The sequence below is a fragment of the Chrysosporum bergii ANA360D genome (assembly GCF_029891735.1).
Classification (GTDB): domain Bacteria; phylum Cyanobacteriota; class Cyanobacteriia; order Cyanobacteriales; family Nostocaceae; genus Umezakia; species Umezakia bergii.
In genome coordinates, this window is record NZ_JANQDH010000069.1 from 1 (window position 1) to 14,987 (window position 14,987).

Consider the following 14,987-nt stretch of genomic DNA (forward strand, 5'->3'; position numbering starts at 1 on the left):
GGGTGGTTGTAGGGTGGGGGGTAAACGAAATTTAACAGCCTGCTTCCATTCGTCTAAAATTGCACGTTCAGCAGTACCGGGATCATGGGGAAATACCGCCCCCACTTCCAAAGACAGCAAAACAGCAGTATACTCACCACTAACTGTAAGTTCCTGTGCTAGAGTGAGCATGGCTGTAGTTTTTCCAGTTTGTCTAGGGGCGTGGATGACAAAATAATTTTGCTGATCTATGAGTCGCTTTAACTGGGGTAAGCGCTCTCTGGTGGGTAACATATAATGAATGTCGGCTTTACAAGGTCCGGCTGTATTAAACCATTTAGTCATTGTTTTTTTTAATGGGGAATAAGTCAATTGTAACGCCAGCATCCTGCTTGCTACTCTTGATGAATAATCTAACCCCGAATCACAGTAATATTTCTCCCCATGGGACTAACAGCAATTTCTGTAGTAGTTCTCTCACTCATGGGGGGTATATCAGATCGGTATTTTCTAAACCCCTACCTATTCTACATTGAATGCTGCGGCGATCGCTGCTGATGCAGATGCCAACCCCAATCTTGCGGTAACACAACCTTGGCTGGAATATTGGCTGGACATGATATCACTCCCCGTCCGTTTAAAGTCCTACCGATGCCCCATGCCCCTTATATTAAACGTGTTGTCCAAGCGGTAGATTATATTATGAGTTATAAATTGTGAGTTATTACTTGTAGCTAATCGTGAATCTACGTTTGCTGATTCCAATTTTTGATGACACCGTTTCCACTTGGGCATTAGAAGCGCGGTTGTTGCGCTGGCTAACATTTATTTGGCTGTTTGTGGGCTTAATCATCTTATTTTCCGCATCTTATGCTGTAGCTGATGCTCGTCAAGGTGACGGACTTTACTATTTTAAGCGCCAACTAGGCTGGGTTTTCTTTGCTTTGATTGGGTTTAATATTGTCGTAAATCTTCCCTTACGGAGAATTTTGGCTAATAGTCATTGGTTTATAGCAGTGTTTTTGCTGCTAATTTTTGCGACGTTAATACCAGGACTAGGCAGAAAAGCCTTTGATTCAGCACGTTGGATAGCTATTGGACCAATTCCCTTACAACCCTCAGAATTAATTAAACCCTTTTTAGTCTTGCAAACTGCGCGAGTGTTTGGACAGTGGGAGAAGTTGAGTTGGACTGTTCGCTTAACCTGGCTGGGTATTTTGGGTTTAGTAGTGTTAGGAATTTTAGTACAGCCTAACTTAAGTACAGCCGCACTGTGTGGGATGACTATTTGGTTGATTGCCTTAGCTGCCGGATTGCCCTATAAATATTTGGGAGGAACAGCGTTAGGCGGAATTATATTAGGGTTAATTAGTATCAGCCTAAAAGACTATCAGCGCCGACGGGTAATGTCATTCCTCAATCCTTGGGGTGATCCTACTGGTGACGGTTACCAATTAGTACAAAGTTTGCTAGCAGTCGGTTCTGGTCAAACCTGGGGGGCTGGGTTTGGGCTTTCCCAGCAAAAGTTGTTTTATTTACCTATTCAGGACACAGACTTTATTTTTGCTGTGTTCGCCGAAGAATTCGGGTTTGTTGGTAGTATTGTATTGTTGCTACTTTTAGCTTTATTTGCTACCCTAGGTTTAGTTGTGGCATTAAAAGCTAAAACTTTAGTTAATAGATTAGTAGCCATTGGCATCACAACCGTAGTTATAGGGCAATCACTGCTGCACATTGCAGTTGCCACAGGTGCATTACCCACAACGGGCTTACCTTTACCCTTGTTTAGCTATGGTGGTAATTCCATGATCTCCAGCTTAGTGGGTGTCGCTTTGTTAATTCGGGTAGCCAGAGAGAGTAGCGAAGCTGAGATAGTACCACTGCGGAAGCCGCGGATGTTCGAGAAAAAATCAAAGCTTTAAATTTAAATTCTGAATTTAAATTAAGAATTTAAATTCTTAAATTCGCCGTCCCATAATGATTAAATCTCGTTCTATACCGTCAAGTTCTGCAACTTGCGGTAAATATCCCCACTGTTGAAACCCGAACTTAGCAAACAGCTTTAAACTAGGTTGATTATGAGCAAAGATAAAGCCCAAAAGAGTCTTTATCTGTAAATTAGGACTTTCTGTAATTGCTTGGGCTAGAAGTCGGCTTCCTAAACCATGTTGATGGACAGAGGGAGCGATGTAAATACTAATTTCGGCGGTGGAATCATAAGCTGGTCGCCCATAAAACGATTTAAAACTCAGCCAGCCCACAACTATCCCTTCTACTTCTACCACCCAAATTGGTCTTTGTGAAGGCGATCGCTCTTGAAACCAAGCCCGGCGACTTTGTACAGAAACCCGTTCTAAATCTGCTGTTGCTTGGCGACTGGGTATAGCTGCATTATAAATTGCCACTATTGCCGATAAATCAGTTTCATTCGCATGGCGGATAGTCATTGCTGGCTTGAGGAAAGAAGGTTGGCGAAAATACTTCATATCATACCAAAAAAAATCAAGTTTGTGGTGTTTTTTGAGTTTTCAAGGTACAAATTAAGTTGGTAATTATTAGCTATTTTATAACTATTGAATATTTTGTTTACACCAAAGGTAGAGGTCATTTTTATCAGCCATATCTAGGATTAATCTAGTAGTCTAGAAAATTTAAATTTAGATTTAAATTATTATGTCTAATAATTTAGTTAAAAAAACCGAAATTTCTCAAGATAGTCATGAGCAAGATTCGGCTTTAGAATTAGATGTGGCTGTATTTGTTAGTCAATTTAAAACCGGAGTTTGGTGGTTGGGTATTCCTGGTTGGCTTTTGGGAATAGCCGATAAAAGTTTAAATTCCTTTGCTGATGGCTATTTATCTAGTTTAGAATTTTTCCATCTTTTCACTACAACCTTGTTTTTTTTAAGTTGGCTATATTTGAAACCTGATGTTAAACATAATCAATCTGAGGAAAACTTATCTCCCACTCAAAGCCATAAGTTGGCGTTAAAAAAACGTCATATGATCAGCCAAGAGTATATTCTACCTTTTCCTTACCTATGCCAAATTTATCATCTGTTGAACTTGAAACATTTAGAAACGGTTCATAATTTCAGCCTCAGTAATTTAAAAATTCTCAATGTCAGTGATTTTCAGCCAACTAATATTGGTGGAATTATCAAATTTAAAACCATGTTAGATTCTTCTACCAGTCTTCTGAGAATTTGGAGAAAACCCATTGTAGAGGTAGATTTAATTTTACACACCCCTTATACAATTGAGTTAAGTATCCCAGTTTACAATCATAAAAGAATAATTGTGATCTTTCAGGCCTTCCCCTTAAACGATAAGGAACATCAGTTTTTTATAGATATTTACAGCGATTTAAATTGGCCTAAACCATTGCTGCAAATACTCTTACATTTTGCTTCTTGTTTAACTTTACTCGAAGATTTACCTTATCTACGCCATTTAGCTGATACCAACATTGAGCGTTTATTCAAGTTAGGTAAATTTTCTAATCAGTCGAGTATGCTACTGTTTCAAAGATTTGTGGAACTATACGGTACAAGAGAAGCTAAAAATAAATTCCCTGTTTCATAGCTGTGTAGCAATTATGCGCTCAAGTAATTGCAGATGGTGAAAAGTCGATCCATTATAAAATATGAACGAACCACATCAGGAGTTGGGAAGTGTTTCATCCTCAAGACGTACCAGCAGAGGGGCTGCTGCTAGTAATGTTTTAGTGTAGGGGTGTTGAGGATGGCTAAAAATCTGTTTTGTTTCACCTAGCTCAAGAATTTTACCATTGTGCATCACAGCAATGCGATCGCACAAAAACCGCGCTAACCATAAGTCATGGGTAATAAACAGGTATGTTAGGTCAAATTCTGCTTTTAGTGCTAACATTAAATCCAAAACCTGTGATTGTACACTAGCATCTAACATACTCACAGGTTCATCACAAATCAAAAGTTGAGGACGAGTAATTAAAGCCCTGGCGATGGCTACTCGCTGCTGTTGTCCTCCAGATAAATCTGACGGATAACGTTCATAATAAAGTTCTGGCGGTGTTAATCCTACCTTTTCTAGCATCCATAAAACTTGTGATGTGGCTTTTTGTGTATCAGCAAGATTATGGATAAATAACGGGTCTGCTATACTTTCTCCCACTGTCATTACAGGATTAAGACAAGCATGGGGGTCTTGAAATATCATTTGCATTTGTCGCCGTAAACAACGAATTTCCCTCTGGGATAAACTAGTTAAATCTTGTCCTAAAAATTCAACTTTACCCGCAGTGGGAGGAATGAGTTGTAATATTGTTTTTCCCAGTGTACTTTTACCGCAACCTGATTCCCCAACTAATCCGAATATTTCTCCTCGATATAATTCTAGGTTAATGCCGTCTACAGCCTTAATGGTCTCCTGCTGTTTATTCCAGATCCTTTGAATAAAATTTCCTTCTATAGTGTAGTGCTGCTGTAGTTCTGTGATACGCAGTATGGGAGATGAAGAAATTGGTTCTTGATTGCCTTTGCTTAACTCTTGACTTTGATCATCTATGGTTTGAAGATGTAAAGCAGCCTTTAATAGCGATCGCGTGTATTCATGTTGAGGTTGTCTCAATACTGTAGCAGTACTACCTATTTCCACCATTTTACCCTGGTGCATAACACCAATGCGATGGCAATATTCCCCCACCATAGCCAAATCGTGAGAAATCAACAGCAGCGCCATATTTTCTTCACTGCATAGCCGAGTTAACTCTTGTAGAATTTGGGCAGAGACAGTGACATCTAAACTGGTGGTGGGTTCATCAGCCACAATTAACTTAGGCTTAAGAAGTAAAGCCAAAGCTATGGCTACCCGCTGGCGCATTCCACCGCTAAATTCATGAGGATACTGATACCAGCGACTGGCGGGAATATTCACCTTTGCTAAAGTGGCCATCCCCTGTGCTTTAGCTTCCCCGGCTGATAAATGTGGTGAATGGGCTTGAAGAGTTTCCATACAGTGTTGACCAATTGTCATTAACGGGTCAAGGCGTGTCATGGGATCTTGAAAAATTAAGCCTATAGCTTCCCCCCGAAATTTCCGTAATTCATTAGGCATTAAATCAAACACACATTTTCCCCGAAATGTCACCCGCCCCTCCACACGACTAGAGGGGGGTAACAAGCGCATTGCAGCCCTTCCTAAAGTTGATTTACCACAACCAGACTCACCCACTAAACCCATTCTTTCCCCTGGTTGTAAGGTTAAAGACACATGATCAACCGCCCAACTTGTGGACTCATGGTCAGAGTGAGGATAAGCAACACGCAGATTTTCTATAGAAAATAAAGCTTGACTCATATATTATTTTTTACCGATATGTTCTGATGGCAAAGAAAGGGGAAAGACAGTAGGGCCAAACGTAAAGAATTATTATTTTTCCTGCACTCCTTCTTGCTGGAGAATAGCCTCACAGTATTGAATGATAGTTGTTAGGCGATCGCTGATGCTCTTTATTCTTTCCTGGGCAGTGGATGCTTGCCGCGATCCTTGAAGAAACATAACATCAACTTCCAACAAACGCAGCTGCTTACTGATCTCTGTCCGATAAGATTGTACCCCCGAACCTCCATCAGGCAAAGGGACAATCTCCTGGCGAAACACTTGCTGCAAACAGGCTACCTCCTTTCGCAGTTGTGGTGTATTGACTTCGGTAGCAGTGAGATGGGAGTGTAGTTGCTCAAGCAAAGTTGCTAGTGTCCGATATTTTTCCAAATTTACAGACATAGAGTGCTAGTTAAGATAGTATTAATTTCAAGAAAATTATCTTTTACAATCAACTTTCTTAACTTCCTATTTAAAGCATCAGCCTCAAATCGTAGTTTGAGGTTTGATTCCCAATAAATGGACTTTACGCCTTATGATTTTAGCATCCTAGTATGGATAGTTACTACAGGCACTTAAAAATTATTTGGGATTACCACTCATCTCTCACAGATAGCATTTCCCACCCATTATGCTATCTGTCGCCTTCATCACTCAGTTATTCACCGATCACCTCTAATTCTCGTTGTATGAGCAGTAGCAGTATTATTGTAAATTCCACCACCGATCTCGCCCTTCCGGAATGGCTTCAAAAATGTTTACAAGAATCATCAGCATATAAAGGCGAACCCCCAGCAGACAAAGGCTACACTGATGAAGTCTTAATTGGTAAAGCCTTTGAATTTGCCTATCAACTACACCAGGGTCAATACCGCAAATCGGGAGAACTGTATATTAGTCATCCTGTAGCCGTGGCTGGATTGCTGCGAGATTTGGGGGGGAGTCCTGCTATGGTAGCAGCTGGGTTTCTGCATGATGTAATTGAAGATACAAGTGTCACTGGGGAGGAAATAGAAGAACACTTTGGTCCTGAAGTCCGCCGATTAGTTGAAGGTGTTACTAAGCTTTCCAAAATAAATTTCACCAGTAAAACTGAAGGACAGGCGGAAAACTTCCGACGGATGTTTTTGGCAATGGCCCAGGATATCCGAGTAATTGTGGTGAAATTAGCAGACCGTTTGCATAATATGCGAACTTTACAATATATGTCAGAATCTAGCCGTCGCCGTACAGCCCAAGAAACCAGAGACATTTTTGCCCCGTTAGCAAATCGCTTGGGAATGTGGCGGATAAAATGGGAACTAGAAGATTTGTCCTTTAAATACCTGGAACCAGAAGCTTTTCGGGAAATCCAAGATTGTGTTTCTGAAAAACGAGCGGCCCGGGAAGAGAAATTAGCCAAAACCACGGATATTTTGCGCGAACGTTTGCGGCAAGCCGGGATTGACTGTCAAGATATTAGCGGTCGCCCCAAGCATTTGTACAGCATTTATCAAAAAATGCAAAGGCAGCAAAAAGAATTTCATGAAATTTACGATTTGGCAGCCCTGCGGATTATTGTCCAAACCAATGAGGAATGTTACCGAGCTTTGGCAGTAGTTCATGATACTTTTCGCCCTATTCCTTCTAGATTCAAGGATTATATTGGATTGCCCAAACCCAACCGTTACCAGTCGCTTCACACTGGAGTAATTGGGCTGAGTGGTCGTCCTCTGGAGATCCAAATTCGTACTGTAGAAATGCACCATGTGGCTGAATATGGCATTGCTGCCCACTGGAAGTACAAAGAAACAGGTGGTTCTACTAGCCAATTAACCAAGGCAGAGGAAAAATTTACCTGGTTAAGGCATCTGCTGGAATGGCAAAGTGATCTCAAAGATGCTCAAGAATATCTTGATAGCGTCAAAGACAATTTATTTGAAGATGATGTTTATGTCTTCACTCCCAAGGGGGATGTTATCGCTTTGAGTCCTGGTGCTACTTGTATAGATTTTGCTTATCATATTCATACAGAAGTGGGGAATCACTGTGCAGGGGCGCGGGTAAATGGTCGCATGGTACCGTTATCAACGGAGTTGCAAAATGGCGCAATTGTAGAAGTTATTACCCAAAAGAATAGCCACCCCAGTTTAGACTGGTTGAACTTTACCAGGACTTCAGCAGCAAAATACCGGATTAAACAATGGTACAAGCGATCGCGCCGGGATGAAAACGTGTCCAGGGGAAGAGAATTATTAGAAAAAGAACTGGGTAAAACTGGTTTTGATAATTTGCTGAAATCAGAAGCAATGCAAACTGTGGCGGAAAAATGTAATTACCACAGTGTAGAAGATTTACTTGCCAATTTAGGTTACGGTGAAATTACTCTCAACCTAGTCCTCAATCGTTGGCGAGAAGTAGCTAAGGGAGAACAACCTAATAACGTAATTCCCCTATTTAGCCCAAAAGAAGCAAGTACATCAAAAGCTTTGCGAGAAGCACCCCCCGCTAGTTTACGCCCTGGTGACTCCCCCATTATTGGTGTAGAAGGATTAGTTTATCACTTAGCTGGGTGTTGTACCCCTATACCAGGTGAAGCAATTATTGGTGTGGTTACCCGAGGTCGGGGGATTTCCATCCATCGCCAAGGGTGCCATAATTTGGAAACTGTGGAGTATGAGCGATTAGTACCTGTTAGTTGGAATTTAGCCACAGAACATATTAGCCGTAATCAGTCCTACCCTGTGAATGTCCAAATCGAAGCCCTTGACCGGGTGGGAGTCCTCAAAGATATTTTATCCCGGTTGAGTGACCAGGGGATCAACGTCCGTCATGCACAGGTAAAAACTTCCCTTGGTCAACCTGCGTTGATTGACTTGGGGATAGATGTACGCGATCGCTTGCAACTAGAGCAAGTGTTTTGTCAAATCAAAAAAATGAGCGATATTTTAAATATCCGTCGCGTTGTTGACCGAAATATCAACTGCGAGCAGAGCTAATGGCTTTAGACAATAGCCGTTCTGTTGAGTACAAAGTGTCAGGCTGGAAGTTACACCCAATAAAACGCCGCATAACATTCACTGATAAAAAAGGTATTAGTGAACTCAAATTATTAGGTAAATGGGATATCCATACTTATCCTGTAGAGCTAATAAGGAACGTCAGTGACCCTGGAATCCCCCGCCTTTAGGCGTGGGGAGTGTCAAGAACATGAATAGACTGCAACATTTTTTCTCGCTTTTTCCGGGCAATTTCTTGTAAATCAACTGTTCTATCAGTTTCATCCACAATTTCACCAGTAATTACTTCCAGCACATCTTCCAAAGTAACAACACCAGCCACATCTCCATATTCATCAACCACCACAGCCAAATGTTCACGTGCTGCAATAAAATTTTTCATTAACTTATCCGCCCTAATTATCTCCGGAACAAAGTGAACTTTGCGAGCTAAATTAGCAATTTTTTCTTGGTTTTTACCCTCAACCATGGCTGTAAGTAAATTCTGCTTTAAGGCAAATCCAATTACTTGATCTATAGACTCATCAACCACTATAATCCGGGTATGTTGAGAAGAAATAATATCTTGTTTTGCTGCCTCCAGAGTTAGATTACCGCGTAAATATGTCAACATGATGCGTGGTGTCATCAAATCTGCTGCTGTAACGTCATTTAATCTAAATACCCGTTGAATCATTTCTGCCTCATCCCTTTCAATAATTCCTTCTTGTTGACCAATATTCGCCAGCAGCTTAATTTCCGCCTCATTTGTTGTGGGTCGTTTCTTAGTTTTAAAAAAGCGTGCAGTCAAGTTTTCTATAATCCACACTAAAGGTGTGAAAACTAGAGAAAGTCCCGTCACAGGTAAAGCCGCTAATATGGAGATTTGTTCAGAATAGCGCTCTCCTATAGTCTTAGGAATTATTTCCCCAAAGATGATAATTAAGAAAGTAAACATTCCCGAAAATACACCAAGCCAAGTATCTCCTAATACTTGACTAGCAACACTACCTGTAATAATACTGCCAACAATATTAAAAATATTGTTCATAATGACAATGGTAGCAATAGGTCGATTCATATTTTCCCGAATCGCCAACAGTGCCACGGCTGAAGGTTTATTTGATTGTGCTAATTGCCTGACTCTAAGGGGAGAAACCGAAAACAAAGCCGTTTCCGTGCCAGAACAAATCGCTGAACCTAGGATCACAACAACAACAGTTATTACAAGCTGTAACATATAGTTTCCCAACTATGGGAAGAAAATTTTGGGGCTAATACTACTGGGCAGAAGTGAAAATGGAAAAATTAAGAGTCAAAAGCATCCTCTTCTCAGGTATTATACGGTTTTTTATGGGGGTTTATTTCCGCCGTGCTGCATTAGTAATCACTAAATATATGTATGATTGTCTCATTTTAGCAATATCTGGGTTTCATTGCTGAAATTACTAGTGGAGCGAAACAACAGGGAAAAATAAATAAGGTGTACGGAGTTTTTTCAAAAATCAAATACTAGTCCTATAGCTACCAAAGTTATGCTTGAGTAGTGTGTATCTATATGATGATTTCTAGAAATTCTCATGCAACAAATATTTCCCGGAGAAGTATTCGCCAATACTGCGGATTTTGACAAAGGTATTCGCCAACTCTTACCCCGATATGATGAAATGTTGGAGCTAATTACTCGGTGTGTTCCCACCACAACCAGCCGTGTTTTAGAATTAGGCTGCGGTACAGGGGAACTGACCCTGAAAATTTTCCAGCGTTTTCCCGATGCTCAAGTTCTGGCTGTAGATTACTCACCTCGAATGTTAGAGTATGCCGGGCAGAAAATTTCATCTGCTGGATATGAAAAACAGTGGACTGGTATACAAGCAGATTTTGGCGAATGGGCAGAAAACCCAGAAAAATTGAATATAGGTGGCGAATTCGATGCCTGTGTGTCATCTTTGGCAATTCACCATCTCGATGATCAAATGAAGCTCAAATTATTTCAACGAATCGCTGCCAGTCTAAACCAGGGTGGTTATTTTGGTAATGCAGACCCCATATTACCAGAGTCACCTATATTACAAGAAATTTACCAGACAGCACGACAAGAATGGGCAGCCCAACAAGGAACTAGTTTAACAGCAGTTCGGGCTAAACTTGGCAGTAGTAGTCAGCAAGGACACTCTAGCCAAGACCAACTGGCTACTTTAGATGCTCATTTGCAAATGCTGACCACATCTGGATTTAAGACTGTGGCAGTACCTTGGAAATATTATGGTTTAGCTGTGTTTAGTGCTTGGCTTTAAAACTCCCTGTGGTAGAAAGGCAATCAATTACCATCTCAGATAGTGTCCCAAGCGGTTCCCTTGTAGCCATAATCAAAAATTTCTGGATGCAAAATTTCTGCCAAAATTTCTATAGAATCTGCTAGTCGTGGACCTGGACGATTAAAGTAAGCATGACCATCAGCAATATAAACTCTACCACTTTGGGATGCGTGAAGTTTTTGCCAATCTGGACGTTGAGTGAATAATTTTGCGTCTTGACGAGTCCGGTTTAAATCATAGCCACAGGGCATAAAAATGATGATATCTGGGTTGTTCTTTAACAGGGTTTCCCAGGAAAGAGTACTAGAGGGCTGACCTGTAACACTAAACTGTGATTGACCTCCTGCTAAATCCACCAGTTCAGGAATCCAATTAGCTGCTGTCATCAACGGGTCTGTCCATTCAATACACGCCACTCTGGGTAACTCTGTTAAGGACAACCCTTGGATTTTTCGCCGACAAATTGTGACCCGAGCTTCTAAATTTTCTAATACCTTCACTGAGTCTACACCAAAGATATTACTAACTCGCTCTATATCTTGCCAAACATCCTCCAGCTGGTTGGGTTTTAAGGAGATAATTTGAGGTGAGTTGTGGATGAGGGTAGCCACGGCTTTTTCTACTTCCGCCAGGCTAACCGCACACACATCACACTGGTCCTGAGTGATAATGTGGGTGGGTTGCAATTTCTCTAAAATATCTATTTTGATATCATAGATACTCAAGGCAGATTGCAACAAATCGTTGACATCATCATGAATTTCCCGGCTTGGTCTATGAGAGTTCACCCTTGCTTGGGTACAAACAGGGCGATTGTGGATTTCTGGAGGGTAATCACACTCATGCGATCGCCCGACGATTTGATCGGTCAGTCCCAAAGCGGCTAAAATTTCCGTTCCACCGGGAATCAAAGAAACAATCCTCACACTATGATTTGCCTGATTTGCCATTGAATTACCTCCATAACCTCTGCTCTTATTTCGATTCTTACAAACTTTAACTATTAGAGTATCTTTCTCTAGGTGAATGCGCGACGGCGCTCTTAGTCAGTATTTATATGGTTAATTAGTAATGATTTATTTTGGTATATAGGATTTCTTAAACACGTGAGATACAAATGCAAATGATATAAATTTTGTATTGCAGGCATCTTGCGGGCTAAAGATGTACCTCACTTTGGCAAAATTCGCTATAGATGTCTAGAAGCTGGGAACTTGTTAATTACCCGGCTATTTTTTTACTCTTCTGCAAAACTTTCCTGTTCATCCCTTATTTGCGTAGGATACCGTAGGGTAGGCAATTTATTAAAGATACAACCATTCACGGTTGTATCTATTTATGTCTACTTAATTAGATCATCTATGAAGCTGAATTATTTGTGGCAATTATTGAGGATTTATTGAGGATTTTATGGAGAAAAAACCAAGGCAGTTAAAATTAAGTGGTTCTCAAGTAACAGCAGAAGCGGTTGATACCTTAAAAAGTGAATTTTTATCAACTATGAGCCATGAACTGCGAACACCTCTCAATGCAATTATGGGCTTGTCTCAGTTGCTACAACAAGAAATAGTTGGCTCCTTAAATGATAAACAAAAGGAATATATCAATCATATATATTCCAGTGGGGAAAGTCTACTATCACTGATTAATGATATTTTGGACTTATCTCATCTAGAAGCAGGTACAGAAGAATTATATCTAATGCCTTTTTCAGTATCAGGGCTATGTAATTCCGTCTTATCGAGAATACGCGATCGCGCTGTTAAAAAGGGATTAAAATTAATATGTGAAATTGATGCACAAGCTGACGTGTGTATTGCTGACCCCCGGCGCATTCAACAGATGTTACTCAACCTTTTAACCAATGCCATTAAATTTACACCCACAGGACAGGTATGTTTAACAGTAAAAAAAGTGCCTACTGGGATTAATTTCACAGTTGCAGATACTGGTATTGGGATTGATGAGAATCAGTTTCAATTTTTGTTTCAACCTTTTCGACAATTAGATAGTCGATTAAATCGCCAGTATGAGGGTAGTGGCTTGGGTTTAGCTTTGACCCGCAAGTTAGCCAGGTTACATGGTGGAGATGTAACAGTAGTCTCTAGATTAAATGAAGGTAGTCAATTCACCCTGTTTATACCAGATAAAACTCATGAACATTTGAAATTATGAATAGGGGGCTAACCTTTTAATTGCGCTCTCCATTCTTCTAAGGAGATGTATTTGTTATCTATAACATCTAACACTTCAATCACATCACCTGTGTTTAACACACGAAACCAATAAATTGCTGTATCGTGTTTCAGTTCACCCTCATCAATTCTGACCGAAATATCAAGGCTTGTTTATGCTAATTATTACATAACGCTATAAACTGCAATTATCCATAAATTTCTACTATCTCACGCACTAAAGCCGCTAACTTTTCTGCACTATCAGGAATGGCGATCGCCTTGGCATTTTCCGCCATTTGGGCTAACTTTGTGGGTGATTGTAATAAATTTACAACTTCGGTTTGCAACGTGTCGGCTGTTAAGTTTGATTGCCGAAAAGTTAAAGCTGCGCCTGCTTGAGTAAATACATTAGCATTGTATGTTTGATGGTCTTCGGACGCAAAGGGGTAGGGAATCAATATGGACGGGGTTCCACACACCGCCAATTCTGTTAAACTACCAGCACCAGCCCGACTAATGGCTAAATTGGCTCGTCTGAGCAATGCCGCCATATTATTATAAAATGGTAATGCTATGTATTGGGGATGGTGAAGACTATCTACTTCAGGATCGCGATCGCCTGTTAAATGTACCATATAAGCACCTGCATCAAACCAAGCAGCAGCAGATTGGCGCACTAATTTATTCACAGCCACCGCCCCCTGACTACCACCAAAAACCACAATTAAAGGCACACCATCAGGAATGGGTAAATCCAGTGATGTATTCAATCCTTCACCTAAAAATTGAGAACGCACCGGAGTACCCACATGGGCATTTTTAGCACGAGGTAAATACTTACTAGCCTCGGCAAATCCTAAACCAACCACACTGCACCAGGGGCTAAAAAATCGGGTAACTTTACCGGGTAAGGCATTAGATTCATGAAAAACCACAGGTAAACCCAGGGAACGGGCTGCAATAACACTAGGACCAGCAATATAACCCCCCGTAGTGACTACAGCTTGAAACTTACCTTGTTTGAGGATATGTCTTACTTCCAAAATGGCAGCCATAAGCCGTCCCAGGATGCGTAGTGTTGACAATCCAAACCCCTGCTGAAACCCTTCCACTGCAATAGTATTCAAGGGGTACTGTTTGGGAACCAGTTGAGTTTCTAAACGATTCGGGACACCCAGCCATTCTATTTGATAATCTGGCAGTTTCTCAGCCAGTGCAATAGCTGGAAACAAGTGTCCACCAGTCCCACTAGCAGCCATTAATAATTTTATCCGTGCGTTTGCCATCAACACTCTACCATTTAGCGCCTAGGTTATCTAAGTTGACATACTCACCGACTTTGAAGGTCGGTGATTCTTGACAGTTCACAGTAACTCGCTGCCGAAACAGTCTTACAGTCACTCCCTGTCCATTTTAGGTCGTGCCGATGCCCCATGCCGACCATTTCTATATTCTTAGCAGCATTCTCATCTCTGTCTGCAAGAGTATTGCAATTTAAACACAACACTGAGCGAACAGACAAATCAATCTTGCCCCAAGGATACCCACAGCCACAGCAAATCCGGCTAGTAGGTTCCCATCTGTTAATTACTCGGAAATCCCTTTTAAGTTTCTCAGATTTAGCCTGACAAAAAGTTCTGAATTGCCGCCACCCTTGCCCGCTAATCGCCCTAGATAGTCTCCGGTTTTTGAGCATTCCTGACACATTCAAGTCTTCCAAAACAATTACTTGGTTATCCTTAACTATTTTGGTTGATAGCTTATGTAAAAAATCTTTCCTGGTATCAGAAATACGGTTGTGTAATTTAGCTATCTTTATGCCAGTCTTGTTTCTTCTTGTTGAATCTTTTTGTTGACGCGCTAATTTTCGCTGCCACTTACGACTCTTGCGGTCATGTTTTGAGTAGCTAGGGCTTAAAACTTTTTCTCCATTGCTCATTGTGGCAAAAGTCTTTAGTCCCAAATCAATACCTATGCTTTGGTTTTTGGCAACAGTAATATTGGGTTCAACTTCTACAACGAAGCTGAGAAAATAACGGTTAGCACCATCCTTAATCACTGTAACTGAGCTAGGTTGAGATGGTAGGTCTCTTGACCAAATGGGTTTGATATTCCCAATTTTGGCTAGGTACACTACTCCATCTTTTATCGAAAACCCCTGCTTAGTAAAC

Annotated in this window: 11 protein-coding genes and 3 pseudogenes; 6 read left to right on the forward strand and 8 right to left on the reverse strand. The window is 40.9% G+C overall.

Features of this window, described 5'->3' with window-relative positions:
* Positions 1 to 324 (reverse strand): annotated as a pseudogene (locus NWP17_RS10235) (ATP-binding protein); the annotation flags it as partial.
* Positions 325 to 719: 395 nt separating this feature from the next.
* On the opposite strand from NWP17_RS10235, the gene NWP17_RS10240 reads away from it, so the two are divergent.
* Positions 720 to 1,901, forward strand: coding sequence for an FtsW/RodA/SpoVE family cell cycle protein (locus tag NWP17_RS10240; RefSeq protein ID WP_280654809.1), 1,182 nt, complete (start codon positions 720 to 722; stop codon positions 1,899 to 1,901).
* A gap of 36 nt (positions 1,902 to 1,937) precedes the next feature.
* On the opposite strand, the gene NWP17_RS10245 is transcribed toward NWP17_RS10240, so the two are convergent.
* Complete coding sequence (locus tag NWP17_RS10245; RefSeq protein WP_280654819.1) at positions 1,938 to 2,426, reverse strand: GNAT family N-acetyltransferase; 489 nt, start codon at positions 2,424 to 2,426, stop codon at positions 1,938 to 1,940.
* 226 nt (positions 2,427 to 2,652) lie between these two features.
* Here NWP17_RS10245 and NWP17_RS10250 point away from each other — a divergent pair, with 226 nt between their 5' ends.
* Positions 2,653 to 3,564 (forward strand): hypothetical protein, encoded by a 912-nt coding sequence (locus tag NWP17_RS10250; RefSeq protein ID WP_280654810.1) that lies wholly within the window; start codon positions 2,653 to 2,655, stop codon positions 3,562 to 3,564.
* Between the two features lie 75 nt (positions 3,565 to 3,639).
* Here NWP17_RS10250 and NWP17_RS10255 read toward each other — a convergent pair whose 3' ends face one another.
* Both NWP17_RS10255 and patD read right to left on the reverse strand, forming a co-directional pair.
* A complete protein-coding gene (locus NWP17_RS10255; protein WP_280654811.1) occupies positions 3,640 to 5,319 on the reverse strand; it encodes a dipeptide ABC transporter ATP-binding protein in 1,680 nt (559 codons plus the stop codon).
* Between the two features lie 72 nt (positions 5,320 to 5,391).
* The gene (gene patD, locus NWP17_RS10260) at positions 5,392 to 5,745 is read right to left on the reverse strand and encodes a heterocyst frequency control protein PatD (RefSeq protein WP_280654812.1); all 354 of its coding nucleotides are present in this window, start codon (positions 5,743 to 5,745) and stop codon (positions 5,392 to 5,394) included.
* A gap of 287 nt (positions 5,746 to 6,032) precedes the next feature.
* Here patD and NWP17_RS10265 point away from each other — a divergent pair, with 287 nt between their 5' ends.
* Both NWP17_RS10265 and NWP17_RS10270 read left to right on the forward strand, forming a co-directional pair.
* Positions 6,033 to 8,321 carry a RelA/SpoT family protein gene (locus NWP17_RS10265; RefSeq protein ID WP_280654813.1) on the forward strand — a complete coding sequence of 763 codons (2,289 nt, stop codon included), beginning with the start codon at positions 6,033 to 6,035 and terminating at the stop codon, positions 8,319 to 8,321.
* Positions 8,322 to 8,338: 17 nt separating this feature from the next.
* Positions 8,339 to 8,485 (forward strand): annotated as a pseudogene (locus tag NWP17_RS10270) (RNA-guided endonuclease TnpB family protein); the annotation flags it as partial.
* A 23-nt stretch (positions 8,486 to 8,508) separates the two neighbouring features.
* On the opposite strand, the gene NWP17_RS10275 reads toward NWP17_RS10270, so the two are convergent.
* Positions 8,509 to 9,561, reverse strand: a complete 1,053-nt coding sequence (locus NWP17_RS10275; protein WP_280654814.1) for a hemolysin family protein — start codon at positions 9,559 to 9,561, stop codon at positions 8,509 to 8,511.
* A 340-nt stretch (positions 9,562 to 9,901) separates the two neighbouring features.
* Between NWP17_RS10275 and NWP17_RS10280 the strand changes: the two genes are divergently transcribed.
* Positions 9,902 to 10,618: a class I SAM-dependent methyltransferase gene (locus NWP17_RS10280; RefSeq protein WP_280654815.1), complete on the forward strand. Its 717-nt coding sequence runs from the start codon at positions 9,902 to 9,904 to the stop codon at positions 10,616 to 10,618.
* A 35-nt stretch (positions 10,619 to 10,653) separates the two neighbouring features.
* Here NWP17_RS10280 and NWP17_RS10285 read toward each other — a convergent pair whose 3' ends face one another.
* Positions 10,654 to 11,589, reverse strand: a complete 936-nt coding sequence (locus NWP17_RS10285; RefSeq protein ID WP_280654816.1) for a cobalamin-binding protein — start codon at positions 11,587 to 11,589, stop codon at positions 10,654 to 10,656.
* 451 nt (positions 11,590 to 12,040) lie between these two features.
* Here NWP17_RS10285 and NWP17_RS10290 point away from each other — a divergent pair.
* Positions 12,041 to 12,814, forward strand: a pseudogene (locus NWP17_RS10290) (sensor histidine kinase); the annotation flags it as partial.
* A 208-nt stretch (positions 12,815 to 13,022) separates the two neighbouring features.
* Here NWP17_RS10290 and murG read toward each other — a convergent pair.
* Together murG and NWP17_RS10300 are read right to left on the reverse strand one after the other, a co-directional pair.
* Positions 13,023 to 14,102, reverse strand: coding sequence for an undecaprenyldiphospho-muramoylpentapeptide beta-N-acetylglucosaminyltransferase (murG, locus tag NWP17_RS10295; RefSeq protein WP_280654817.1), 1,080 nt, complete (start codon positions 14,100 to 14,102; stop codon positions 13,023 to 13,025).
* 44 nt (positions 14,103 to 14,146) lie between these two features.
* A partial coding sequence (locus NWP17_RS10300) for an RNA-guided endonuclease InsQ/TnpB family protein (protein WP_280654818.1) occupies positions 14,147 to 14,987 on the reverse strand: 841 nt, incomplete at its 5' end.